Genomic DNA, 24,018 nt, shown 5'->3' with positions numbered 1-24,018 from the left:
GCGGCTCAGGCGAAGGACGCTTCGACCAGGGACGGCTCCAGGCGACCGCCGCGGAAGGTCGCGCCTGTGCGCACCGAGGTAACGATGGCCTCGGCCGGGGAGAACAGGGCGCCGTCGATCTTGTAGAAATCGCCGTTCACCCGCGAGAAAATCTCCGCGAAGGGCGCGCCGTGATCGGCCGAGCCGGTGGAGGGAAGCTGCTCGGCGAGTTGCTTCGCATCGGCATCGTCCGCATCCACGAAGAGCTGCACCCGCCCGCCATAGATGATGGCGTCGTTGGTGCGGCCCATGGCCTTGATGAAGTCCGGATGCGGGGGCGAGAGCGGCGCCGAGCCGATGCCGTCGAGGATGGCGTGCAGGTCGAACCCGACCGTGTGCGCCTTGTGCAGGGCCACTTCGAGCACGCGGGCGACGACCTGGGTGGAGCCCGCAAGGCTCTGGGTCGGGGCGAAGATGAAGGTCAGGTCCTCGGGGCGCACGTTCGACGCCTCGGCGACCTTGGCGACCACGCTCTCGGGCGGCCCACCGGCCGATTCGAGCACGAGGGCGGTCTTGGTGGCGGTGTCGCGGTAGCCGAGTTCGCCGTAAAGCTCCTCGACGGCGGCGACGGCGCGGCCGGGACCGGAGCCCAGGGCGAAGAAGCCCGTGCCGCCGGTCTCGTCCGCGAGGCTCCAACCCGCATACTGGCTCCCGAGGCAGGCGAGCACCGGATCGGCCGAGTGGACCGTGAGCGTGTAGGGCCAGGAAGCGACCGGGCCGGTGGGCACCACCGTGACGGTGCCGAGACCGCCCATGCAGATCTCCGCGATCCGCCGTCCGGCCTCGATCGAGCCTCGCGCGGTCGAACCCGCATCCACCATCCGCGCACCGCCCGGCGCCTGCGAGACGGCAAGCCGCAGGGCCTGCGCATCGGCGACAAGGCGCTCGACCAGGGGGCCGCTCAGGGCGTTGAGGCTCGGGTGGCTCTGGCTGTCGCTCATACTCGGGCTTCCTCGGTTCTCGTGTTCTCGTTCAGGGCCGACCGCAGCCGCTCCGTCCTCAGGGCGAGGGCGGCGCGGGCCGATTCGCCGTCGGCACCGGTGGCGAAGACGGTGCAGAGCGGCGTGTCTCGCCGCACGGTGCTTCCGGCGGCGGGCCGGTCGCGGATATGGGCGGGCCACGCGACGGCCGGGACCGGCGCATGGTCCGCGAGGGCGTAACAGATCGCTGAGGCTGCCGCATCCTCCGGCGGCGAGCCAATTGACAGCGGCGCGCCCTCGCAAACGCATGCCTCGACATGGGCGGCGAGCAGGGGCACGGCGCGGCGGTCGAGCAGGTCAAGGGTCGCACCCGGGCGCGGGTTGATCTCGGTGAGCCACCACGTGGCCCCGTTGCTGAGGAAATCCGCGCTGGCGAGGCCGGTCAAACCGGTCGCCCTAGCGATCCGCCGGGCTGCCTCGATCACCGAATCACGGAGAGGGCCCGGCAGCGGATGCGGCTCGCCCGCCGCGAAGGCCAGCGCGCCGCCGTAGCGGAACGGGCGATCCGGCGCGGGCGCGGCCCATTGTGCCGTCACCGCCAGCACCTCGATCCGTCCCACCCCGGCGAGAAAGTTCACCGCGTACGGCCGACCGGCGACGCGGGCCTGATGGTAATGGCCGGGCTCCGGCGGCGCCTCGCTCGCGGCGCGGATATGGCCGCCGCCCGAACCGCCCATGGCCTTCATCACCCAGTTCGCCGGATCCGCGACCGCCTCCGTGGTGACGGCGGGATGGGGGATGCCGAGCCGGGCGCAGAGGGCGGCCAAGGCGAAGGGGTCCTTCAGCAGCGCCACCGATTCGGCCGAAGCGCCGAGGAGACGGTGCCGCCGCGAGAGTTCCGCGATGAGGCCGGGATCGTCCTCGAAGCCACTCCCCAGAACGAGCCCGAGGCTCGCCCCCGCCTCGTCCGCCAGGGCGTCGATGGCGTGCAGCGCGGCCTCCGGCACCATGCCCCGGCCGAACCGGCCGGGCATCACCCGGACTGATTCGGCGAGTTCGCAGGTGTCGTCGTCCCCGAACAGATCGGCCACGTAGGGGCGCAGGCCCGCCCGCCGCGCCGCCTGAGCGAGGGCACGGCCGGACTGCGCCGCGATCAGGATCGCATCCCCCATCCGGGCCCGGATCAGCCGGCGATCTCGACGGCGAGAGGATAGGCGTCGCGGAAATCGAGGCAGAGCGGCGTGTCCGATTCGAGCATCCGCTGAAACAGGCGACGCTGCGTCTGGTACTTCACGTTGCCCACCGCCAGGGCGCCGATGCCAAAGCCGCGGCCGCCGGGCAGTTCGACATCCACCGCGTTCACGTCGATCCCGGCGATGCCGGCGGGCGGCACCGCGTTGACGTCCGAAGCGACGAGGAGCTTTGGCGCGTGGGCCAGATCGTCCGCCGTGAGGATCGGGATGCCGGCGGGACCGGCCGAGAGAATCACGTCGGCATCCTGGATCGCCTTGCGCCGGTCGGCCGGGGTGGTGCCGTCCACGGCGCCGACCTCGACCCCGAAACGCCACTTCATGGTGAAGGCGATCTTGGACACGCGCTCCTCGCCGTCATGCCCGACGAGGACGGTCTGGGCACCTTCCAGCGCGCCGATCACCGCCGCCACGTAGGCGACCACGCCCGCGCCGCCGAAGATCACGATCCGCTTGCCCTTCAGATCGGTGCCGAACTTCACACGGAGTGCGCGGGAGACCTGGGCCACCATGGCCGCGCCGGTGGTGAAGGACCCCGCCGGGTCGGCGAAGACGTGGTTCACGAAAGGCGGCACGAAGGCCTTCTTCGCGCGGTCGACCATGTCGAGGGCGTCCTCGGCGTTCTTGCCGCCGATGAAGATGCCGGTGCGGGTGCCGTCCTGCGGCGAGCGGGAGAAGATTGAATCCTGGGTCAGCGAGACCACGTCGGACAGGCTCACCTCGGTATAGGTGACCAGGGTCTCGAAGCCGGCATCGACGGCCATGTTCACGTCGAACGGGCTCATGTGCCGGAGCGGCGTGAGCATATGCAGGATCGAGCGGGCCATTCGACCTCTCCCTTTTGTCGTGCTTCAGCCCTTTTACAGGCGTTTCCCTCAAGGAAGTCTTCCACCGGCGCCCCGGTCAAGCGAAGCGGACCCGCGTCAGGCGCGGATCCCCCCGGCGACCGTTGCACCCGTGTTGCGACCGCGCGCGATGAGGAACCGCAACGGGCCGCCCCTGTCGAGGGAGGTGACGAGATGATGCGCCTCCTCCTCGGAGCGCGCCAGCAGGAAGCCCGTCGGGCCCCATGAACTCTGCCCGTAGCCCGCGACGCCCCGGCGCGCAGCCTCTTCCAGCACCCCGGCCACCGCCGCGCTGGCATAGCGTCCGCCCTGGTGCGGAGCGAAATGATCTCCCACCAGATCCTGCATCCGGGTGATGCCCGCGCCGAAGGCGTCGGCATCGCCGGTCACGCAGGCTGGAAGCACCTGCATCAGGACGATGCGGCAGATCTCGGCGGCCTGCGCCTCGGGGAAGCGCGGCAAATCGCGGAACGCCTCGACCTCCCGCGTGCCGTGGACGCCCGCCATCGAGGTGTCGAGAATCAGGACCAGCCGCCACGCCTCCGGGAAGGCCAAGCGCGCGATGACCGGCGGCGGAGCGGAATCGGCCCCGCGCCCGCCATCCACGATGAGCCCGCCCTCGGTGAAGGCCCGCAATCCCACGCCCGAGCGGTTGCCGCGATCGAGGGCGTTGGAGAAATCCTCCGGCGAGAACGGCTTTCCGGCGAGCCGCGCCAGGGCCGCCGCGACGGCCAGCGCGAGCTGCGTGCCCGAACCGAACCCCGCATGGGCGGGAATGGCGCGTTCGAGGCGCAGCGACACCTCCGTGCCGATGCCGAGATGGTCGGCTGCCGCGATGGCGTAGCGCCGGACGCGCTCGGCTTCCTCTCCCTCGACGTGAAGGGAGGCGGCACGGCGCGCCGTCAGCGACAGGGAGGGCGAATCGATGGCGAGCCCGACGCTGCCGAAGCGGCGGCCGAGGCCGCCATGCAGGTCGAGGAAGCCGAAATGCAGCCGCGCGGGCGCCTCGATGCGCACGGTGCCGGTATCGGGATCGGGGGCGTCGGTCACGGCGATCCCCTTCCTCCCGGTCCTCGCGGCGAATCCGGCGCGCTTCTCACACGGTAGCTCCGGCGGGGCAACCGCTCCCGGCGAGTGGGGGTTTCCCGGCGAAGAGCCCTTGCCGGATGCGTTCGATGAAGGCAAACCTACGGCCGCGACGGCGCGCCGAGTTTGCCGTTCGCCCCGCACCACGGGGCGGGCAGGCCATTCCGAGCCGGCGGGATTTCCCAAGGGAGCCCGCTCATCCGGTCTTACGGCCGTCGCCCGCCCGACAGACATTCACGATTCCTCGGGCCCTCCGGTCCCCGGATCGAAAGAAAGATCGAGCGAGGGGAGCTATGCCAGCCTGGGTCAAAGGCGCGGCGACAGATATCGAGGCCGCTATCGCAGCGGCCGCCGATCTGTTGGGCGCGGCCAGGACGCCGGTCATCGCCGGCCTCAACGCCGAAGTCTCCGCGATCCGCGCGGCCTTCGATCTCGCCGGGCGCGTGGGCGCCTCCCTCGACACCGATGGCGCGGCGGGCACCTATGCCGGGCTCGGCGCGCTGAGCCGCGTCGGCGCCATGACCTCGACCCCCGCCGAGGTGGTCGGACGGGCCGATGCCGTGCTGGTGCTCGGGACCTCCCCTGCGAAGAGCGAGCTTCTCGGCCGCATCGAGGCCACCGCACCGACGCGGGGCCGTGCTGCGGGCGCCGCTCGCCAGCTGCTGCGGCTGGACAGCACCAACGAAGGCGGCGTGCTCACCGAGCTGGCGCGCTTGCGGGCCTATCTCCGGGGGCATCTCGCCGAGGAATCGCCCATCGGCGCGCTGGCGGCCACGCTCGCCGCCGCGCAATACGTGGCGGTGCTCTACGACCCCGCCGAGATTGGCGAGATGGGCGTCGAGACCGTGCAGGGTCTCGTGGTCGATCTGAACGACAGGACGCGCGCCTTCTCCCTCGCTGTGTCCGGCGGGCGGAACCAGGATCGGGCCGTGGTGCCCGTGTCGGCCTGGACCACGGGTCAGGCGCCGCGCGTCGGCCTCGGCCGCCGTGTGCCCGAACACGATCCCTGGCGTTTCGACGCCGCGCGGCAGGTGGCCTCCGGCGAGGCCGATGCCGCCCTGTGGATCGCCTCCCTGCCCACCGACCGGCCGGATTGGTTGGGCCAGGTGCCGTCGATCGCGCTGGTGGGCGAAGCCAACCCCGATGCCGCCGAGGTGGTGATCGCAGTGGGCGTGCCCGGCCGCGACATCGGCGGGGTGCTGTGGAACGAGACCCGGGGCGCCCTGACCTACTGGCCGGCCCAGACGGGGGATCCGCCCCGGCGGACCTGCCCTCGGCCGCCTCCGTTCTGGGGCGGCTGAACGAGCGTCTTGCGGCGAGGAGTGGCACCGCATGCTGAGTGTGATCCGGGGCGGGCGCGTCGTCGATCCGACCGCGTCCCGCGACGCCGTCGGCGATGTCTGGATCGAGGACGGCACGGTGATCGATGCGCCGGGGCGCGAGCCCGACAGGGTGATCGACGCGGCGGGCTGCGTCGTGATGGCGGGCGGCGTCGAGGTGCATTCGCACATCGCAGGCGGCAACGTGATCACCTCGCGGCTGCTGCTGCCCGAGCTCTACGTGAGCGAGGCCGCGCCCGACGGGCATCCCTTCGCCCATGCGGGCGGGGCCGCCGCCTGGATCGGCTCGACCTATGCGCGGATGGGCTACACCACCGCCGTCGAGCCGGCCATGCCGCCGACCCATGCGCTCGCCACGCAGCTCGAACTGGCCGACATCCCGCTCCTCGACCGGGGCGCGCTCTCGGTGCTCGGCAACGACGATCAGTTGCTGCAGATCCTGCGCGAGGGCGAGGGCAGGAATGCCGTTCGCGACCTCGTGGCCCTCAACGTCGCGACCTCGCGCGGGCTCGGGGTGAAGTGCATCAATGCGGGCGGCGCCTCGGCCTTCAAGGACGGCGCGCTGAAGCTCTCCCTCGATGACGAGATTCCCTGCTACGGGCTCACGACCCGGAAGATCATGGGCGCGCTCCTCGACGCCGTGGAGGAGATCGGCGTGCCGCATCCGCTGCACGTCCACTGCAACAATCTCGGCCTGCCGGGCGCGGACGATTCGTTCATGGCGACGCTGGACGCCGCCGAGGGGCGGCGCATCCACTTCGCCCATGCGCAATTCTACGCCTACGGCGCCACCGATGACGGCAAGGGCTTCCGCTCGGCCGCCGAGCGGATTGCCCGAGCCATCGGCGACAACAAGCAGGCCACGCTCGATATCGGGCAGGTGGTGTTCGGCCAGACGGTGACGGTGTCCCTCGACATTCTGCGCCAGTTCGCAGGGAGGAAGGGTGCCAACCCGAAGAAGTGGGTGGTGAACGCGGGCGATGCCGAAGGCGGCGGCGTGGTGCCGTTCCTGTACCGGCCGAAGGGCCCGACCTCGTCGCTGCAATGGGCGATCGGCCTGGAGATCATGCTCCTGTCGCCGGATCCGGAGCGGACGATCCTGACCACGGACCATCCGAACGGTGGCCCGTTCACGCAGTATCCGCGCATCATCCATCTCCTGATGGACAAGGGCGAACGCGAGCGCGAGATCGCGGCACTTCCGGGCATCGTCGGCGAGCGCAGCGGGCTGCCGGGAATCGATCGGGAATACTCACTCTCCGAGATCGCGCAGCTGACCCGCTCGGGTCCGGCCAAGCTCCTCGGCCTGACCGATCGCGGCCACCTGCGGGCCGGGGCGCGGGCGGATGTGGCGGTCTACCGGGACGATCCGAACCGCACGGCGATGTTCACCGCCGCCAAGCTGGTGCTGAAGGACGGCGTGCCGATCATCGAGGACGGCGAGGTCGTGGAATGGCGGGCGGGTCGCACCCTCTCCCTCACGGTCGAGTCGGACAAGGCGATGGAAAAGCGCACCGACACCTACCTCACCGAACGATTCGGCACGGGGCTCGACAGCTTCACGGTGCCGGATGCCGCCTTCGACGGCCCGACTTTCGAGGCCGTGCCATGCCGGGCGTGATGCGCACGACCCTCCCCCTCCCCGTCAGTGCGAGCGCAGCGACGGCGGGGCTGTGGGGCCAAGGTATCGCCCCGCGGGGAACCGAAGTCTGATGTCCAGTGACCTCACCCTCAACGGCATCCGCGTCATCGACACCTTTGCCGAGGCGTTCGACGTAGCCGGCACGGCCATCGTCGTCACCAACGACACGGCGAAGTGGGCGATGATCGCCGCCACGACCATGACCGGCTTCGCCACTTCGGTGATCGGCTGCGGCGCCGAGGCGGGCATCGACGCCATCCTCTCGCCGGAGGACACGCCGGACGGTCGGCCGGGCGTGCGCATCCTGCTGTTCGGCTTCGAGCCGAACGGCCTGAAGGATCGAGCTCATCAAGCGGGTCGGGCAGTGCATCCTCACCTGCCCCGGCACGGCCTGCTACGCGGGCGTCGACGGTCCGAACAAGATCAAGCTCGGCGGCGCGATCCGCTATTTCGGCGACGGCTTCGCCATCGCCAAGCGCGTGCCCGACGCCACGGGCAAGGAGCGCCGCTATTGGCGCATCCCGGTGATGGACGGCGAATTCCTCTGCGAGGATTCGGTCCGCGCCGTCGAGGGCGCCGTGGGTGGCGGCAACCTGCTGTTCCTCGGCCGCACCCACGCGGAGACGCTGAAGGTGGCCGAGATCGCGGTGGAGGCAGCCTCGTCGATTCCCGGCGCGATCCTGCCCTTCCCCGGCGGCATCGTCCGCTCCGGCTCGAAGGTCGGCGGTCGCACCAAGGGGATGATGGCCTCCACCAACGACGCCTATTGCCCGACCCTGAAGGGCCGGGCCGGATCGGCGCTGCCGCCCGAATGCGGCGTGGTGCTGGAGATCGTCATCGACGCTCTGACCTCGCAAGCCGTATCCGATTCGATGCGCGCGGGGCTTCACGCCGCCACCGAAGTGGGCGAACGGCACGGGCTGATCGCCGTCACGGCGGGCAATTACGGCGGCAATCTCGGCCGCCACCACTACCATCTGCGCGATCTTCTCGCGCCGACCGGCGGCCAGGAGGGCTGAGCCTTGAGCACCCTCTCCTTACGTGAGGCGCCCCCGGAGCGCCTCGACTTCCTCTCCATCTCCCCCCTGTCGCTCAGCGGCCTGTCCCAGGCCGAGGCCGAGCGCCTCGAGATCGGAACCAGCCGCAAGAGCGTGAAGCTCGGCGACTGCTTCTCCGTCTCCCTCGACGGATCGGACAGCCTGACCATCGAGGGCGGTCATGAGCGGCTCGACCGTGTCGGCGCCTCCCTCTCGGGTGGCACGATCCGCGTCGTCGGCGATGTCGGCCAGCGCCTCGGCGCGGGCATGGCGAGCGGCACCCTCACCGTCACCGGCAATGCCGGTCCCTATGCGGGCTCGGGCGCCACGGGCGGCACCATCACCATCGAGGGTGACGCAGGCGATTATGCGGGCGGCGCGGTCTACGCCGCCAAGGCCGGGCTCGACGGGGCGACCCTCGTGATCCGGGGCCGGGCGGGCGCGCATCTGGGCGACCGGATGCGCCGGGGGCTGATCCTCGCGGGTCGGGCGGGCGCCCATGCCGGATCGCGCATGATCGCGGGTACGATCGCGGCTCTCGAAGTGGGCGATCTGCCGGGCTACGGCATGCGCCGGGGCACCCTGGTCGTCGGCAAGCACGGCGCCCTGTCGCCGACCTTCGTCGAGACCGGCAGCCATGACCTCGTGTTCCTGCGTCTCCTCGCCAAGCAGCTCGGCAGCCTCAGCGAGGCCCATGCGGCCCTGCTGGCCAAGCCCCTGCGGCGCTATTCCGGCGACCTCGCGACGATCGCCAAGGGCGAGATCTGGGCCTCGGCCTGAGGGCCCTCGTGGTGCCTGCGCCGCCGGAGCGCGGGCACCGGGCCTGTCCAGGACGGGACGGGCCGGATTATGCTGCGCCTCAAGCCGGCCCGAGACGATGGCCGGCATCCGGGAGGTCTCGCGTTGCTACTCTTGTTGTCCGCCTGCCTTATTGCCCAGCCTGCCACCTGCCGCGACGAGCAGATCCCGGTGGGCGGGGGTGCGGCGAACGCCTTCATCTGTCTCCGCAATTCGCAGAGCGTCCTCGCCCAATGGCAGGACGAGCATCCCTGCTGGCACGTCGAGAAGTGGCGCTGCGCGGCCCGCGGCGCACCCGCGCCGAAGCCGTGACCTCAGCCATGGCACCGTGACGCCATGGGCTCCCTGAAGGCCCGGTTCGCGATCCTGTTCGCCGGCAGCGCCGTCCTCGTGCTGCTGGCGGCGGCGGCCGTGCTGGCCTCGATCGGCGTGGCCGAGCGCACGGTCGACCGGACGCTCGCCGCCCAGGGACGCCTGGAACTCCTGGCCGAACTCTCCGGCCGCCTGACCCAGTTCGGCCTTGCCGCCGTGGAGACGGTGGGCAACCCGGACGGGCAGCCCGAGGCGATGGCCATTGCCCGCGTGAACGTCGACAAGGCGCTCGTCGCTGTCGATGAGGCCATGGCTCGCAGCTTTCCGCCGAGCGCCGATCCGAGTGACCGGATGCAATACGCCATGCGCTCGCGACCGATGTCGCAATTGCGCGGGGCACGGGCGGTGCTCGACCGGCAGGTGTCGCTGATCAGCCGCCAGACCGACCCCGAGAAGCGGCAGGACTCGATCAAGGGCGCCCTCAACGGTTTCGGCGCCATGACCGGACAGCCGCTCTCTTTCCTGATCGAGGCCGAGCGCCGGAGCATGACGCAGAGCTCCGAGGCCGCGCGGGACCTATCGAGCCGCCTGCGGCTCGCATCGGTGGTGGCCGTAGCGGTCGCCCTGGCCCTGCTGGTGATCCTCTACCGCACCCTCACGCGGCCGATCCTGGCGCGGATCAACGAGGTGCGGCTTGCCGCCAGCGCCATCGGGCGCGGCGCCCTCGACACGCGCCTGCCCGTGCAATCCCGCGACGAGCTCGGCCTCCTGATGGCCAACGTCAACCGCATGGCCGCCCGCCTGTCCCGGCGCGAAGACCATGTCGCCGCCGACCGGGCCGCCCTCGAATCGACCATCGCCGCCCGCACCGCCGACCTGCGGGCCGCCAATGCCCGCTTGGAGGCCGTGGATCAGTCCCGCCGCCGTTTCTTCGCCGATGTCAGTCACGAGTTGCGCACACCGCTCACCGTGATCCTGGGCGAATGCGACATCGCCATGCGCGGCGCCGCCCGCGCCAGCGATCCGGTTCCCGCCTTCACCACCATCCGCAAGCGCGCCCAGCGGCTGAAGCGCCGTGTGGAGGATCTGCTACGGGTCGCCCGCTCCGAATCGGGCGAGATCGAACTCGACCGCCGCCCGCTCAGCGTCGGCGCCGTACTGGCCGAGGCGGTCGACACGATGAGTTCGGAGGCGGCGCGGCGGCGCGTCGCCCTCACGTTGCTTCCCGGCGCAGAGGACGTGGAATGCGTCGCCGACGGAGAATGGTTGCGCCAGACGATCGAGAGCCTGATCGACAACGCCCTGCGCCACGCGACCGGGCTCACCCGCGTCGAGGTCGCGCTGGCGCGGGTGGAGGCGCGGACGGCGCGCATCACGATCAGCGACGACGGTCCCGGCTTCGGCGCGGACGAGGCGGAACTGACCGAGCGGTTCAAGCGGGGCAAGCGCGTGGACGGGGCGCCCACTCCCGACGAGACCGGCTTCGGCATCGGCCTCGCCCTGGCGCGCTGGGTGGTGGAACAGCATGGCGGCGCGATGCGGCTCGGTCAGGCCGAGACGGGACGGGGTGCGCGTGTCGACCTCGACATGCCCACCGCGGAGACTTCGTGGATGGAACACGCATCCGGGCACCCGGATATCCGTGGGCAGCTGAGGGAGCCGGCCGCATGACGCGGATCCTCATCGTCGAGGACGATATCGACATCCGGGGGCTTCTGGCCCGAGGGCTTGAGGCGGAGGGGTTCGAGGTCGGCACCGCCGACAGCGTCGGGGATGCGCTGAAGGCCGCGCGCGATCCCGCCCCGAGCGCCGTGCTGCTCGATGTCGGCCTGCCCGATGGGTCGGGCCACGATGTTTGCCGGTCCCTGCGCGAGGGCGGCTTCGCGGGGCCGATCCTGTTCCTGTCCGCCCGCGACGAGATCCGCGACCGGGCCGAGGGCCTGGCCATCGGCGCCGACGACTACATCGTGAAGCCGTTCGAGTTCGACGAGTTGGTGGCGCGGCTGCGCACGCACCTGATGCGTCGCCAGCAGGCGGAGGCGCCGCGCTCGCGCCTCGTCGCCGGAAAGCTGCATTTCGACCTCGACACCCGGCTCGTAACCTGCGGCGAGGCCAATGCCCGGCTGACCCCGCGCGAGGCCGAATTGCTGGCCATGCTCATGGAAAGCCTCGGCAAGCCGGTGTCCCGCGCCGAAATCTTCGACCGGCTCTGGGCCAGCCAGGGTGGGCTCTCGCTGAACGTGGTCGACGTCTATATCGGCTATCTCCGCTCGAAGATGTCCGACTTCGTCCGCTATGGCGGGCCGGTCCTCACCACCGTGCGCGGCAAGGGCTTCATGCTCGAGTCGAGGGGGCCGGATTTCCGGCAATGATGTCCCCATTCTCGAACTTTGGTCCAAGACGTGGCGGCCACGCAGAATTATGCCGATGGATCAAGCCTTTCCTGCCTTCCGTCACGAAAAATTTGGGATGATCCGGCAATTTGGTGCTTGAATACGACTGGCAAATGGACAATATCGGTCCTGCGCCTGAAACGAGAGCGCCATCAGTGTCTTAGGGTCTTCTTAGGAACGATCTTTCGATGGTGGTGAACTAATTACTAAGGAGAAACACCATGGCCTGGGCTGCCCCCGTCGTGTCCGAGATCTGCGTCGGCATGGAAGTGACGAGCTACGAGTCGGCCGAGATCGACACGTTCAACTGAGTTCAAGCGGACCGGGAACACGGGAGACGCATCATGCGCGTCGTAGTTCTCGGCTCCGCCGCGGGCGGCGGCCTTCCTCAATGGAATTGCCGCTGCCCCATCTGCTCCCTCGCCCGCAGCGAGCCTGAGCGCGTCCGGCCCCGGACACAGTCGAGCATCGCGGTCTCGGCCGATGGCGGCGATTGGCTGCTGATCAACGCTTCGCCCGATATCCGACAGCAATTGTTCGACAATCCGGCGATGCACCCGCGCGAGGGGCTTCGCCATTCTCCGATCCGTGCGGTTCTGCTGACGAATGGCGATGTGGACCACGTGGCCGGGCTCCTGACCCTGCGCGAGGGCCAGCCCTACACGCTCTACGCTACGTCCGGCATCCTTGAATCCGTGAACGCCAACCGCGTCTTCGACGTGATGGCGGAGGGCGTCGTCGCCCGCCGAAACGTGGCGTTGGAAACCCCCTTCGAACCTCTGCCCGGCCTCACGGTGACGTTGTTTGCCGTACCGGGCAAGGTGCCGCTCTGGCTCGAAGGGGCCGAAGTGGAGATCGGGGCGGCGACCGAGACGACGGTCGGGGCGATGATCGAGGCGGGCGGCAAGCGCCTCGCCTACGTGCCGGGCTGTGCCCTGGTGAACGACGAGCTGCGAGGCCGCCTGGCCGGCGTCGATGCCCTGCTGTTCGACGGGACGGTTCTGCACGACGACGACATGATCCGCGCCGGAGTCGGCACCAAGACCGGCTGGCGCATGGGCCATGTCCCGATGCGCGGCGGGAACGGCTCGATCGAGGCCCTGTCGGGCGTGGCGATCGGGCGGAGGGTGTTCGTCCACATCAACAACACCAACCCGGTCCTCGTGGAGGGCTCGGCCGAGCGGGCCGACGTGGAAGCCGCGGGTTGGACGGTCGCCCATGACGGGCTGAGCCTGGATCTGTAGCTCCCCTCGCGCGAGCGACGGGGTGAGTACGAAAGCCGCGCCGGTTTGAGTCTGCGCGAGGCATTCCTACATTGTGCAACAAGGCATCGGTGGTCCCGCAAGGGGCCGGACAAAGAACCTCATCGGGCACGAGCCGAGAACGGACGCCGGAAACGCCATGAACGCCATTTTCCCGACCCCGGATGCCGCCGAGAGCGAACGCCTCCTGACCCCGGAGGAACTGGAAGCGGCCCTGCGCGACATCGGCGCCCGGCGGTACCACATCCTCCATCCGTTCCACCGGCTGCTTCACGACGGCAAGCTGTCGAAGGATCAGGTCCGGGCATGGGCGCTCAACCGCTACTATTATCAGGCGATGATCCCGGTGAAGGACGCCGCCGTCCTCGCCCGGATGCACGATGCCGAGCTGCGCCGGATCTGGCGGCAGCGGATCGTGGACCATGACGGCGACGCCCCCGGCGACGGCGGAATCGAACGCTGGCTGAAGCTGGCGGAAGGCGTCGGCTTCTCGCGCGATTATGTGCTCTCCACGGACGGCATCCTGTCGGCGACGAAGTTCGCCGTGGAAGCCTACGTCCATTTCGTGTCCGAGCGGACGCTGCTCGAGGCGATCGCGTCCTCACTCACCGAGATGTTCTCGCCGACCATCATCTCCGAGCGCGTCGCCGGGATGCTGAAGAACTACGACTTCATTACGAAGGAGACGCTGGCTTATTTCGATAAGCGTCTCACCCAGGCGCCGCGGGATGCCGATTTCGCCCTCGACTACGTGAAGCGGCACGCGACGACGCCGGAATTGCAGCGCCAGGCGATGGCCGCGCTGACCTTCAAATGCAACGTGCTCTGGGTGCAGCTCGACGCGCTCTACTTCGCCTACGTGTCCCCCGGCATGATCCCGCCGGATGCGTGGCAGCCGGGCGTCGGCCTCGTGGCCGGGGCCGATGGCGCGCCGCAGCCCGCCGGGGCGAAGAAGACGCAGGGAACGGACGTCCCGCGCCTGCCGCGCGGCGTGCGCCTGCGCAACGACGAGACCCGCGGGAAATACGTGCTGCTCGCCCCCGAGCGCACCTTCGACCTCGATGACAACGCCGTTGCCGTCCTGAAGCTGGTGGACGGGTCGCGGAACGTGGCCCAGATCGCCGACGAGTTGGGCAAGATCTACGCCGCCGATCCGCGCGCGATCGAGGCGGATATCTGCACCATGCTCGACGGCCTCGCCGAGAAGCGAGTGTTGGAGCGATGAACGCAGACACGCCGATCCGCCCGGATGTGCCGGCACCGGTGGGGCTCCTCGCGGAGCTGACCCACCGCTGCCCCCTGCGCTGCCCCTATTGCTCGAACCCGCTCGAACTCGACCGGCGTTCTGGCGAGCTCGACACGGCGACGTGGCAACGGGTGCTGACGGAGGCGGCCGGGCTTGGCGTGCTGCACGTCCACCTGTCGGGCGGTGAGCCGACCGCCCGCAACGACATCGTCGAGATCACAAAGACCTGCGCCGATCTCGGCCTGTATTCGAACCTGATCACCTCCGGTGTCGGAGGGGCCCTGGAGAAGCTCCAGGCGCTCTACGATGTCGGGCTCGACCACGTCCAGCTCTCGGTGCAGGGCGTCGACGCGGCCAATGCCGAGAAGATCGGCGGGCTGAAGAACGCCCAGCCGCAGAAGATGATCTTCGCCGAGAAAGTGGTGCAACTCGGCCTGCCGCTGACGCTGAACTCGGTGATCCACCGGGGCAACATCCACGAGGTTCAGGGCTTCATCGACCTCGCGGTGAAGCTCGGCGCCAAGCGCCTCGAAGTGGCGCACACGCAGTATTACGGCTGGGCCTATGTGAACCGTGCCGCGCTGATGCCGAACAAGGCCCAGGTGGACGAGTCGATCCGGATCGTCGAAGCGGCGCGCGAACGGCTGAAGGGCCAGCTGGTCATCGACCTCGTGGTGCCGGATTACTACGCGAAATACCCGAAGGCCTGCGCAGGCGGCTGGGGCCGCAAGCTCATGAACGTCACGCCGCAGGGCAAGGTGCTGCCCTGCCATGCGGCGGAGACCATCCCCGGCCTCGAATTCTGGCACGTGACGGATCATTCCCTCGGGGAGATCTGGCGCGAGTCACCGGCCTTCACCGCCTATCGCGGGACGGACTGGATGAAGGAGCCCTGCCGCTCCTGTGATCGCCGGGAGAAGGATTGGGGCGGCTGCCGGTGCCAAGCGCTCGCGCTCGCGGGCGATGCGGCGGCGACCGATCCGGCCTGCTCCCTCTCCCCGCTGCACGCCAAGGTGCGTTCCCTCGCCGTCGAAGAGGCCGCCGAAACGCCTCCCGACTATGTCTACCGCACGATCGGCAGCAACATCCGCTCGCCGCTGAAAGAAGGTGCCCCTTCGTGAGACTGACGCACGTCGCGACCGCCCTCGCCGTGATCCTCTGCGCGCCGACCCTGGTCTCGGCCACGGAGACGGCCGCCCCGGCGCAAGCCAACGCCACGACACCGGCTGTGGTCAACGCGCCGAAGACGGGCTCGCCCAATGCCGGCGACCTGCTGTTCGAGCAACCGCAGATGAAGAACGCGCCTCCCGGCAGCACCATCACCTACGATTACCTGCGCCGCTCCGGCATCGCGAAGGGCCCCTTCGGCGCCCCGCTGCAGGACACGATCACGATCAAGGTCGAGAAGGGCAAGCAGCCCGACGCCCGAGACATGGACGTGACGATGTTCTCCGGCCTGAACCGCCGCCCGGCGGGTCCGTTCGAGGATATGACCGGCAACCCGATCGTGCCGCTCTTCCTCGAGAACCACATCATGGCGCTCTCGAAGGTGCTGGAAGCGAATCCGCGCTACCTGAAGCTCGCAATCCGTAAAGGACTGCGCGAGAAGGCCACCGTGACGCCGATCAAGGTGAGCTTCGGCGACAAGGACGTCGATGCTTGGCGCATCGAGATGAGGCCCTTCGAGGGCGATGCGCAGAGCCAGCGCATGCGCGGCCTCGACACCCTCACCTACACCTTCGTGACCTCGCCCTCCGTGCCGGGCGAGATCGTGTCCATGGAAGCCGCCTCGAAGAACGGCGAAGGCGGCGAGTTGCTGGAGGAGAAGCTCGGCTATGAGCAGAAGGCTGGCTAGTCTCGCGATCCTCGCCGCCCTTGGCTTCGGCGTCGCCGCCGTGCCGGGCCAGGCTGCCGAGGAGAACGATTACCCGACGAATGCGCGGGTGGATTACGTGTTCGGCTGCATGGCCGCCAACGGGCAGACCCGCGACAGCCTGGAGAAGTGCTCCTGCTCGGTCGATCAGCTCGCGGCGATCCTGCCTTACGACAAGTACGTCCAGGCGAGCACGATCCTGTCCATGCGCCAGGGCATCGGCCAGCGGGCGAACGAGTTCAAATCGACCAAGGTGTTCGACGACAAGGTCGCCGACCTGCGCCGCGCCCAGGCCGAGGCGGAGATCCGCTGCTACCGGGGCTGATGCGCCCTTCTTCGGGGGTGCCCGCCCGTTGCGCGGCGCCCCCGTTTCCCTCACACCGGTCCCGTGACCGACCCTACGCCCCGCTCCCCCGCCCTGCCCATGCTCCTGCCCGATCTGGGGCGGCGCAGCCTCGTAATGGGCATCCTCAACGTCACGCCCGATTCCTTCTCCGATGGCGGCCGCTTCACTGGAGAGGCGGAGGCTCTGGCCCAGGCCCAGCAACTGGCCGACGAGGGCGCGGCGATCCTCGATATCGGGGGTGAATCGACCCGGCCGGGCCATACGCCCGTTCCCGCCGAGGAGGAACAGGCGCGCGTCCTTCCGGTGATCCGCGCGCTCGACGGGCGCCTGCCGATCCCGATCTCCATCGACACCTACAAGGCCTCCACCGCCGAGCTCGCCCTCGCGGCCGGAGCCAAGATCGTCAACGACGTCTGGGGCCTTCAGCGCGAGCCGGACATCGCCACCGTCGCCGCCGCACACGGGGCGCCGGTCATGATCATGCATAACCGCGAGTCGATCGATCCCGCGATCGACATCGTCGCCGACATGCTCGCCTTCTTCGAGCGATCGCTGACCATCGCCCGGAAGGCGGGTATCCCCGACGGGGATATCGTGCTCGATCCAGGCGTCGGCTTCGGCAAGACCTGGGAGCAGCATCTCGAGGCCCTGCGCCGCCTTCCCGAGATCCGCGCCCTGGGCTTCCCACTGCTCGTGGGCGTCTCGCGGAAATCCCTTCTCGGGCGGCTGCACGACAAGGAGACCAAGCCCGCCGACCGGCTCTACGGCTCGCTCGCCGCCCATGCCGTGGCGGGAACGCTCGGCGCCGACATCGTGCGCGTCCATGACGTCGCTGCCCATGTCGATGCGATGCGCGTCGTCGATGCGGTGATGCGGCCGGAGAGCCGCCGATGAGCGATCATGTTCGCGTCGAGGGGATCGCCGTCTTCGGGCGGCATGGCGTGCTACCGGAGGAGGAGGTGCTGGGTCAGCGCTTCTATCTCGGCCTCGACGCCGAGCTCGACCTCGCCCCCGCCGGCCGGGCGGACGACGTGACCCTGACGGTGAGCTACGCCGACCTCACGGCCATCGCGGTGTCGGTGGCAACCGAGCGTCGGTTCAAGCTGATCGAAGCCCTGGCCGAGACCATCGCGCAGGAGATCCTGGCGGGCTTCCCCGCGATCACCGCAATTACGGTACGGGTCGACAAGCCGAGCGCGCCGATCCCGGCGATCCTGGACCGTGCGGGCGTCACCATCACCCGCCGCCGGGAGGGGGCGCGGTGAAGGCGTGGCTCGGGATCGGCAGCAATATCGGCGACATGGCCGCCACCCTCGGCAAGGCGGTCGAATTGCTCGCCTCTGTGCCCGGCATCCGGGTCGTGGCCCGTTCGCCGGATTACCGCACCCCGCCCTGGGGCAAGACAGATCAGCCGTGGTTCCTCAACGGCGCGGTCGCCATCGAGACCGACCTCCCTCCCCACGCCCTGCTCGACGCCTGCCAGACCATCGAGCGGGATCTGGGCCGGGTGCGCGAGGAGCGCTGGGGACCCCGGATCATCGACATCGACATCCTGGCCTATGAGGGTGCTTCGGTGGAGGACGAGCGCCTCGTCCTGCCGCATCGCTACGTGCGCGAGCGGGCCTTCGTGCTGGTGCCGCTCGCCGACCTCGCCCCCGACCTGACGATCGGCGGCGAGCAGGTGCGCGACGCGCTCGCCAAGCTCGACCGGACGGGGATCGAGCGGGCCTGAGGCGTTTGCTTTTGTGAGCGTCCCCTCGCCCCGCTTGCGGGGAGAGGGGTACAACCCCCTACCGGGTCGAGCTCAGCAGCAGGTCCGGCAGCCACATCGCGATGCCCGGCACGAGGCAGAGGATCAGGATCGCCACCGCCATCAGCAGCACGAAGGGCAGCGTGCCCCAGATGATGTCCGAGAGCGGGATGTCCGGCGCGATGTTCTTGATGACGAAGATGTTAAGGCCGACCGGCGGGTGGATGAGCCCCATCTCCATGGTGATGGTCATCACCACGCCGAACCACACCAGATCGAACCCGGCCGCCTTGAGCGGCGGAAGGATGATCGGGGCGGTCATCAGGATGATCGAGACCGGCGGCAGGAAGAAGCCGAGCACGATCACGAGGCCGAGGATCGTCACCAACAGCAGCCAGGGCGAGAGCTGCATCGCCACGATCGCGGCCGCCGCCGATTGCGAGATGTGCAGGTAGCTCATCACGTAGGCGTAGAGCAGCGACATGCCGATGATCAGCATCAGCATGGTGGATTCCCGCAGCGTCGCGGTCAGGATCGGGTTCACGTCCTTCGCCCGCCACACGCCGTAGATCGCCGCGATCAGGGCGAGCGCCAGCAGGCCGCCGAGACCCGCCGTCTCGGAGGGGTGGCGTAGCCGCCGTAGAGGGCGACCATGACGCCGGTCAGCAGGACGACGAAGGGCAGCACGCGCGGCAGCGTCGAGAAACGCTGGGCCATGCTGTAATTCTCGTCGGCCAGGATCGGCGAGGCCGGGCCGCCGCGCTCCAGCACCTCCTTGGCGGTCGCGTATTCCTTGCGGAAGCGGAACATCGCCCAGGTGGCGAACAGGGCGACGAGCAGGAGACCCGGCCCGATGCCCGCCAGGAACAGCCGCCCGAGGGATTGCTCAGCGGCGACCGCGTAGAGGATCATGGTGATCGAGGGCGGCAGCAGGATGCCGAGCGTACCGCCCGCCGCGATGATGCCCGCCGCGAAGCCCGGCGAGTAGCCGCGCTTCCTCATCTCCGGGATGCCCGCCGAGCCGATGGCGGAGCAGGTGGCCGGGCTCGAGCCCGCCATGGCCGCGAACAAGGCGCAGGCGAAGACGTTGGCAATGCCCAGCCCGCCGGGGATGCGGTGCATCCAGGCATGCATGGCCGAGTAGAGATCCTGCCCCGCTCGCGAGCGGCCGATCGCGGCGCCCTTCAGGATGAAGAGCGGGATCGAGAGCAGGGTGATGGAGGCCATCTCCTCGTAGACGTTCTGCGCCACCGTATCGAGGGAGGCGGCGGGCATGAAGGCCAGCATGAAGGCGAGGGCCACCGCGCCCAGCGCGAAGGCGATGGGGATGCCCGAGAGCATCGCCCCGAGGGTTGCCCCCGCGTAGAGGAAGCCGATCGTTGCGACGCTCACCGCTTCACTCCTGATTGGGTCCGGGCCTTGGCGGCCTGCGTGCCGGGGCGGACGGCGTTGCCCATCGGATCGGGACCGGCGGGCGTCACGTCGGGCCGCCCCTTCATATCGCGGTTGATGTCGGCGCCGAGGCCGACCTTCGGGCGGGCCCAACCCGCGCCGCTCGGGCCCAAGCGGATCGCCTCGGCGATCTGGAGCGCGAGCTGAAGGCAGAGCAGGCTCATGCCGAGCGCCATGAGGGTGTAAGGGATCCACAGCGGAGGACCCCAGGTCGATTGCGAAACCTGCCCATCGACCCAGGCCTCATGGTCGAGGGACCAGGCTCTTCCACGTGAAGAACAGGCAGAAGGCGAGGCTGACGCAATCCACGAGGATGAGGCGCACCCGGTTGACCGAGGCGGGCAGCAGCCCGGTCAGCGCCTCGATGGCAACGTGCCCGCGCTTGGCCTGCACCGCCGCCGCCGAGCCGAAGGTGGCGCCGACGATGAGGAACACCGCCATCTCGTCCTGCCACTCGGTGGGCTCGTGGAAGACGTAGCGGACGACGACGCTGTAGCTGAGGACGAGGCAGGCCCCGAACAGCGCCAGCCCGCCGAGCCCCATGATGAGACGGTTGATCCCCTTCGACGCGCGGTCGAGAACGCCGAGCGCCCCCGGAATGCGCGGCTCGGGCGCGGCATGGACCTCGGATGCGGCGGTGGCCGCGTCGAAACCGTGGCTCACGAAACCTGCTCCGCCAGTTTGAGGAGTTCGGCGCAACGCGCGCTCTTGCCCGCGAAGTCTTTCCAGGCCGTACCCCGGGCAAGGTCGCGCCACTTGTCGATGTTGGCGTCGGTGAGATCGTGGATCTGCACGCCACGCGCGCCGTAGATCTTCACGAGCTCCTCGTCGTCGGCCTTGGCGGCGGCGAAGGAGAAGGACTCCAGCTCCCGGCCCACGTCGCGGACCGCCTTCTGCTGCTCCGGGCTGAGGCTGTCGAAGACGATCTTCGACATGATCAGCGGCTCCAGCACGAACCAGAACGAGCGGCCACGGCCGGCGGTGAGATTCTTCGTCATCTCGTCCAGGCGGAACGAGATCAGGCTGGTGGAGGAGCTGATCGCCGCCTCCAGGGCGCCGGTCTGCATGCCGATATACATCTCGCTCGACGGCATGGTGGAGACGATGCCGCCCATCGCCTGGAACATCATGTCGATCTCGCGCCCGCCACCGCGGATCTTCACGCCCTTCACGTCCTCGGGCGCGAGGATCGGCTTCACCTTCGAGGCGACGGAGCCCGACTGCCAAACCCAGGTGATGATGACGACGCCCTTCTCGGCGAGCGTCTTCGAGAACTCCTCACCGATCTTGGCATCGCGCCACTTGGCGGCCTGACCATAGCTCGCCACGACGGCGGGCATGAGGGCGAGGTTGGTCTCGGGCACCTCGCCGCCCGCGTAGGAGAGCGGTACGAGGCTCATGTCCAGCGCGCCCTTCCGCACGGCGCTGAACTGCGCAAGCGTCTTCATCAGCGAGGAGGTCGGGTAGACCTGCACCTTGAGCCCGCCGCTGGTGCGCTTCTCGACCTCCGCGGCGAACCGGCGGGCGATGCGGTCGCGGGCATCGCCCTCTTCCAGCGTGCCGCCCGGAAACTGGTGCGACAGCTTCAGGACCTTCGCGTCCTGCGCGCGCAGAACCGCCGGGCAGGCGACGAGGCCGCCGACGGCCGAGGCCGCGCCAAGGATATGGCGTCGTGTGATCACCGGCTTCCCCCTGTATTGGACGCGACGCTATCTCGCCGTCGGCCGACGTTGCGGCAGACCCTCAAACGGCCACGCGACGGCGTTTCATCCCCGTTCGCGCGGCCGATCGCTGACAATGACGATCAGGCCACCTGTTCGGCGAGCTTCAGGAGTTCGGCGCAATTGGCGTTCTTGCCCGCGTAGTCCTTCCAGGCGGTGCTGCGGGCGAGGTCGCGCCATTTGCCGAGCGTCGCCTCGTCGAGCTGATCGACCTTGGCACCCGCCTTGCCGAACAGTTCCTCGACGCGGATGTCGTCCGCCTTGGCACCGGACTGGCCGAACGCCTCCAGCTCGGCGCCGGTCGCCATGATGGCGTCCTGCTGGTCCTTCGGAAGCCCGTCGAAGACGATCTTCGACATCATGATCGGCTCCAGCATGAACCAGTAGGAATGCTTCCGGCCCGAGGTGAGCGCCTTGGACAGCTCCTCCAGGCGGAAGGAGATCAGGCTGGTCGAGGAGGTGATCACCGCATCGCACGCGCCGGTCTGCATGGCGGCGTAGGATTCGTTCGACGGGATGGAGAGGGTGGCGGCGCCCGCCTCCTTCATCATCATGTCCATCTCGCGGGATCCGCCACGCACCTTCATGCCCTTGGCATCGGCAGGGCCGACCAGCGGACGCTCGCGGCTGGCGACGCCGCCCGCCTGCCACACCCAGGACACGAGCACGATGCCCTTGGCCGCCAGGATCTCCGTGAGCTTGCGGCCCACGGGGGCGTTCTTCCAGGCGACGGCCTGCTCGTAGGAGGTCACCAGCGCCGGCATCAGCCCGATATTCATCTCCGGCACTTCGCCGCCCGCGTAGGGCGCCGGGTAGAGCGACATGTCGAGGGCGCCCTTCCGCATGGCGCCGAACTGGGCGTTCGTCTTCATCAGCGACGAGCCGGGATAGACCTGCACGTCGAGCGCGCCCTTGGTCTTCTCACCGACCTGCTTGGCGAACATCCGGCACATGCGGTCGCGGAAATCGCCCTCGTCGATTGTGCCGCCGGGGAACTGGTGCGACAGCTTGAGGGTGGTGGCCGCCTGGGCGGCGCCGAGGCCGAACCGCAGGAGCGCGGGTGCGGCGAGGGTCGCGGCGACGAAGTTGCGTCGTGTCGGCGTCATCTGCATCTCCCGCGCCGCACAATATTGCGGCGATTATTTTTGCGGTGCGGTATTCATCTGTACCGCTCAAGTATGCAGAAAACGGGCTCTTGTATATTTTGTCAACCGGCTCGCATAATGCTGGAACGAATCCGGGCGTCGACGAACCCGGGCGAACGTACGGGAGGGAGATGAGCCGCGCTCGCGATCTCCGGCAGACGATCGAGGACGAGATCGTCGAGGGGCGGTTAGCCCTGGGGGCAAGGCTGGACGAGGTCCAGCTCGCCACGCGTTTCGGCGTCTCACGCACGCCGATCCGGGAGGCGTTGCTGCAACTCGCGGTCAGCGGCCTCGTGGAGACGAAGCCCCGGCGCGGCACGATCGTGAGCGCGCCGGAGCCGCATCATCTCATCGCGATGTTCGAGACCATGGCGGAGATCGAGGCCGCCTGCGGTCGGCTGGCAGCGAGGCGCCTCAGCGCGGCGGATCGGACGGCCCTGGAGGCGGCGCTCGCCGCCTGCGCGGCAGCCTCGGACGATTGCGAGACCTATTACGCCGAGAACTACGTGTTCCACAGCCTGATCTACCGGGCGAGCCACAACGCCTTCCTGGCCGAGCAGGCGCTGAGCCTGCACCGCCGCCTCGCGCCCTACCGGCGGCTGCAGTTGCGGGTGCGCCAGCGATTGCCGCAATCGCTGGCCGAGCACAGGGCCATCGTCGAGGCGATCCTGGCGGGCGACGACGCGACGGCGGCCGAGCGCCTGCGGACCCACGTCCTCGTGCAAGGCGACCGCTTCGCCGACCTGATCTCCGGCCTGCGGGCGTCAGACGCGGCGTGAGAGGCCCCCGAGAGACCTACACGGAAATGGGTATAGCCAACCCCTAAGCGGCGCTGTGGTCCACGTAATTGGCGGCAATCACGCGCTTCTTGCCGCGGATATGCTCGCGCAGCAGGCTGCCCAGGGCGACGCCGTCGCGGGCGCGCAGGAACACGATCATCTGCTCGTGCTCCGACATCGCCCTCTGCCATTGCTCCTCGGTCTGGTGGGCACGGTAGCGCGAGCGCTGCACCCGGCCCGACAGGCTCTGATAGACGTTCGAGAGTGTGGCGTTGCGCGCCGCCGCCATGATCGCCTCGTGGATCAGGCGGTTATGGGCGAAGTAGCCCGCCTCGTCGTTTCCGTTGAAGGCCGCGACCATGGCGTCGTGGTCCACTTGGATCGCGTCGATCTCGGAATCGGTGATCGTGCGGCATGCAAGGTCGCCCGCCGTCGCCTCGAGTCCGGCGATGACCTCGATGACGTCCTCCAGCTCGTCCTGCGAGATGCTCGCGACGCGTGCACCCCGGTTCGGGAGGAGTTCGAGCAGCCCCTCGGTGGCGAGGATCTTGATCGCCTCGCGGAGCGGCGTGCGCGAGATGCCGAACCGTTCGGTCAGTTCGCTCTCGTTGATCCGTTCCTTCGGCTCCATGTCGCCGGACTGGATCAATTCGCGCAGACGGTCCGCAACCTCGTCGTGCAGGTAGCGGCGGCTGATGCCGAAGCCGGATTCAATCTTGTTCATGCACACACACAGAACCGGCGGCCAGAAATGGCCGGGCAGGTAGAACAATATGTGTAGG

23 protein-coding genes and 3 pseudogenes are annotated in these 24,018 nt (G+C 69.1%); 17 read left to right on the top strand and 9 right to left on the bottom strand.

Translation table 11 applies throughout. The annotated features are described in order from the left end of the window. Positions 1 to 5: 5 nt before the first annotated feature. The 4 genes from mch to ACFQE0_RS09095 form a co-directional block, all read right to left on the bottom strand. Positions 6 to 980 (bottom strand): methenyltetrahydromethanopterin cyclohydrolase, encoded by a 975-nt coding sequence (gene mch / locus ACFQE0_RS09110; RefSeq protein WP_378968929.1) that lies wholly within the window; start codon positions 978 to 980, stop codon positions 6 to 8. After that, positions 977 to 2,131 carry an ATP-grasp domain-containing protein gene (locus ACFQE0_RS09105; protein ID WP_378968927.1) on the bottom strand — a complete coding sequence of 385 codons (1,155 nt, stop codon included), beginning with the start codon at positions 2,129 to 2,131 and terminating at the stop codon, positions 977 to 979. Before ACFQE0_RS09105 ends, mch begins: the two co-directional genes overlap by 4 nt. Before the next feature lie 11 nt (positions 2,132 to 2,142). After that, complete coding sequence (locus ACFQE0_RS09100) at positions 2,143 to 3,036, bottom strand: NADP-dependent methylenetetrahydromethanopterin/methylenetetrahydrofolate dehydrogenase (RefSeq protein ID WP_378968925.1); 894 nt, start codon at positions 3,034 to 3,036, stop codon at positions 2,143 to 2,145. 96 nt (positions 3,037 to 3,132) lie between these two features. Then, on the bottom strand, positions 3,133 to 4,104 hold the full coding sequence (locus tag ACFQE0_RS09095) for a beta-ribofuranosylaminobenzene 5'-phosphate synthase family protein (RefSeq protein ID WP_378968923.1): 972 nt from the start codon (positions 4,102 to 4,104) through the stop codon (positions 3,133 to 3,135). A 329-nt stretch (positions 4,105 to 4,433) separates the two neighbouring features. Here ACFQE0_RS09095 and ACFQE0_RS09090 point away from each other — a divergent pair, with 329 nt between their 5' ends. From ACFQE0_RS09090 to folK, 16 genes and pseudogenes are all read left to right on the top strand, one after another. Further along, on the top strand, positions 4,434 to 5,441 hold the full coding sequence (locus ACFQE0_RS09090) for a formyltransferase (RefSeq protein WP_417568580.1): 1,008 nt from the start codon (positions 4,434 to 4,436) through the stop codon (positions 5,439 to 5,441). Positions 5,442 to 5,472: 31 nt separating this feature from the next. Beyond that, positions 5,473 to 7,101 (top strand): formylmethanofuran dehydrogenase subunit A, encoded by a 1,629-nt coding sequence (locus tag ACFQE0_RS09085; RefSeq protein ID WP_378968920.1) that lies wholly within the window; start codon positions 5,473 to 5,475, stop codon positions 7,099 to 7,101. 91 nt (positions 7,102 to 7,192) lie between these two features. Further along, positions 7,193 to 8,141 (top strand): annotated as a pseudogene (gene fhcD, locus ACFQE0_RS09080) (formylmethanofuran--tetrahydromethanopterin N-formyltransferase). Between the two features lie 3 nt (positions 8,142 to 8,144). Continuing rightward, positions 8,145 to 8,939: a formylmethanofuran dehydrogenase subunit C gene (locus ACFQE0_RS09075; protein WP_378968918.1), complete on the top strand. Its 795-nt coding sequence runs from the start codon at positions 8,145 to 8,147 to the stop codon at positions 8,937 to 8,939. Positions 8,940 to 9,062: 123 nt separating this feature from the next. Continuing rightward, complete coding sequence (locus ACFQE0_RS09070; protein WP_378968916.1) at positions 9,063 to 9,269, top strand: hypothetical protein; 207 nt, start codon at positions 9,063 to 9,065, stop codon at positions 9,267 to 9,269. Positions 9,270 to 9,293: 24 nt separating this feature from the next. Next, positions 9,294 to 10,940, top strand: coding sequence for a sensor histidine kinase (locus ACFQE0_RS09065; protein WP_378968913.1), 1,647 nt, complete (start codon positions 9,294 to 9,296; stop codon positions 10,938 to 10,940). Next, positions 10,937 to 11,641, top strand: coding sequence for a response regulator transcription factor (locus ACFQE0_RS09060; protein WP_378968911.1), 705 nt, complete (start codon positions 10,937 to 10,939; stop codon positions 11,639 to 11,641). Before ACFQE0_RS09065 ends, ACFQE0_RS09060 begins: the two co-directional genes overlap by 4 nt. Positions 11,642 to 11,883: 242 nt before the next feature. After that, positions 11,884 to 11,973, top strand: coding sequence for a pyrroloquinoline quinone precursor peptide PqqA (pqqA, locus tag ACFQE0_RS09055; RefSeq protein WP_238204934.1), 90 nt, complete (start codon positions 11,884 to 11,886; stop codon positions 11,971 to 11,973). 33 nt (positions 11,974 to 12,006) lie between these two features. After that, the gene (pqqB, locus tag ACFQE0_RS09050; protein ID WP_378968909.1) at positions 12,007 to 12,906 is read left to right on the top strand and encodes a pyrroloquinoline quinone biosynthesis protein PqqB; all 900 of its coding nucleotides are present in this window, start codon (positions 12,007 to 12,009) and stop codon (positions 12,904 to 12,906) included. Between the two features lie 157 nt (positions 12,907 to 13,063). After that, on the top strand, positions 13,064 to 14,149 hold the full coding sequence (pqqC, locus tag ACFQE0_RS09045; protein WP_378968907.1) for a pyrroloquinoline-quinone synthase PqqC: 1,086 nt from the start codon (positions 13,064 to 13,066) through the stop codon (positions 14,147 to 14,149). Next, complete coding sequence (gene pqqE / locus ACFQE0_RS09040) at positions 14,146 to 15,291, top strand: pyrroloquinoline quinone biosynthesis protein PqqE (protein WP_378968904.1); 1,146 nt, start codon at positions 14,146 to 14,148, stop codon at positions 15,289 to 15,291. Before pqqC ends, pqqE begins: the two co-directional genes overlap by 4 nt. Next, complete coding sequence (locus ACFQE0_RS09035) at positions 15,288 to 16,025, top strand: hypothetical protein (protein ID WP_378968902.1); 738 nt, start codon at positions 15,288 to 15,290, stop codon at positions 16,023 to 16,025. Before pqqE ends, ACFQE0_RS09035 begins: the two co-directional genes overlap by 4 nt. Beyond that, a complete protein-coding gene (locus tag ACFQE0_RS09030) occupies positions 16,006 to 16,368 on the top strand; it encodes a hypothetical protein (protein ID WP_378968899.1) in 363 nt (120 codons plus the stop codon). The genes ACFQE0_RS09035 and ACFQE0_RS09030 overlap by 20 nt, the downstream gene beginning before the upstream one ends. 99 nt (positions 16,369 to 16,467) lie before the next feature. After that, positions 16,468 to 17,283 carry a dihydropteroate synthase gene (folP, locus tag ACFQE0_RS09025; protein ID WP_378975386.1) on the top strand — a complete coding sequence of 272 codons (816 nt, stop codon included), beginning with the start codon at positions 16,468 to 16,470 and terminating at the stop codon, positions 17,281 to 17,283. Then, on the top strand, positions 17,280 to 17,654 hold the full coding sequence (gene folB, locus ACFQE0_RS09020; RefSeq protein WP_378968897.1) for a dihydroneopterin aldolase: 375 nt from the start codon (positions 17,280 to 17,282) through the stop codon (positions 17,652 to 17,654). Before folP ends, folB begins: the two co-directional genes overlap by 4 nt. Next, positions 17,651 to 18,121 carry a 2-amino-4-hydroxy-6-hydroxymethyldihydropteridine diphosphokinase gene (gene folK, locus ACFQE0_RS09015; RefSeq protein WP_378968895.1) on the top strand — a complete coding sequence of 157 codons (471 nt, stop codon included), beginning with the start codon at positions 17,651 to 17,653 and terminating at the stop codon, positions 18,119 to 18,121. Before folB ends, folK begins: the two co-directional genes overlap by 4 nt. Before the next feature lie 58 nt (positions 18,122 to 18,179). Here the strand turns inward: folK and ACFQE0_RS09010 are convergent. From ACFQE0_RS09010 to dctP (ACFQE0_RS08995), 4 genes and pseudogenes are all read right to left on the bottom strand, one after another. After that, a pseudogene (locus ACFQE0_RS09010) lies at positions 18,180 to 19,531 on the bottom strand (TRAP transporter large permease). Then, positions 19,528 to 20,254: pseudogene (locus ACFQE0_RS09005) on the bottom strand (TRAP transporter small permease). The pseudogenes ACFQE0_RS09010 and ACFQE0_RS09005 overlap by 4 nt, the downstream one beginning before the upstream one ends. Continuing rightward, positions 20,251 to 21,273 (bottom strand): TRAP transporter substrate-binding protein DctP, encoded by a 1,023-nt coding sequence (dctP, locus tag ACFQE0_RS09000; RefSeq protein ID WP_378968892.1) that lies wholly within the window; start codon positions 21,271 to 21,273, stop codon positions 20,251 to 20,253. Before dctP (ACFQE0_RS09000) ends, ACFQE0_RS09005 begins: the two are co-directional and overlap by 4 nt. A 122-nt stretch (positions 21,274 to 21,395) precedes the next feature. Next, a complete protein-coding gene (dctP, locus tag ACFQE0_RS08995; RefSeq protein WP_378968889.1) occupies positions 21,396 to 22,418 on the bottom strand; it encodes a TRAP transporter substrate-binding protein DctP in 1,023 nt (340 codons plus the stop codon). 170 nt (positions 22,419 to 22,588) lie between these two features. Between dctP (ACFQE0_RS08995) and ACFQE0_RS08990 the strand changes: the two genes are divergently transcribed. Then, the gene (locus ACFQE0_RS08990) at positions 22,589 to 23,236 is read left to right on the top strand and encodes a GntR family transcriptional regulator (protein ID WP_378968887.1); all 648 of its coding nucleotides are present in this window, start codon (positions 22,589 to 22,591) and stop codon (positions 23,234 to 23,236) included. Between the two features lie 43 nt (positions 23,237 to 23,279). Here the strand turns inward: ACFQE0_RS08990 and ACFQE0_RS08985 are convergent, their stop codons facing one another. Continuing rightward, positions 23,280 to 23,960: a GntR family transcriptional regulator gene (locus ACFQE0_RS08985; RefSeq protein WP_378968885.1), complete on the bottom strand. Its 681-nt coding sequence runs from the start codon at positions 23,958 to 23,960 to the stop codon at positions 23,280 to 23,282. Positions 23,961 to 24,018: the final 58 nt, after the last annotated feature.

Source organism: Methylobacterium komagatae (assembly GCF_042661665.1).
Lineage (GTDB): Bacteria > Pseudomonadota > Alphaproteobacteria > Rhizobiales > Beijerinckiaceae > Methylobacterium > Methylobacterium komagatae.
Note: the sequence above shows the minus strand (reverse complement) of the source record. Positions and strands in the feature narration are given on the sequence as shown.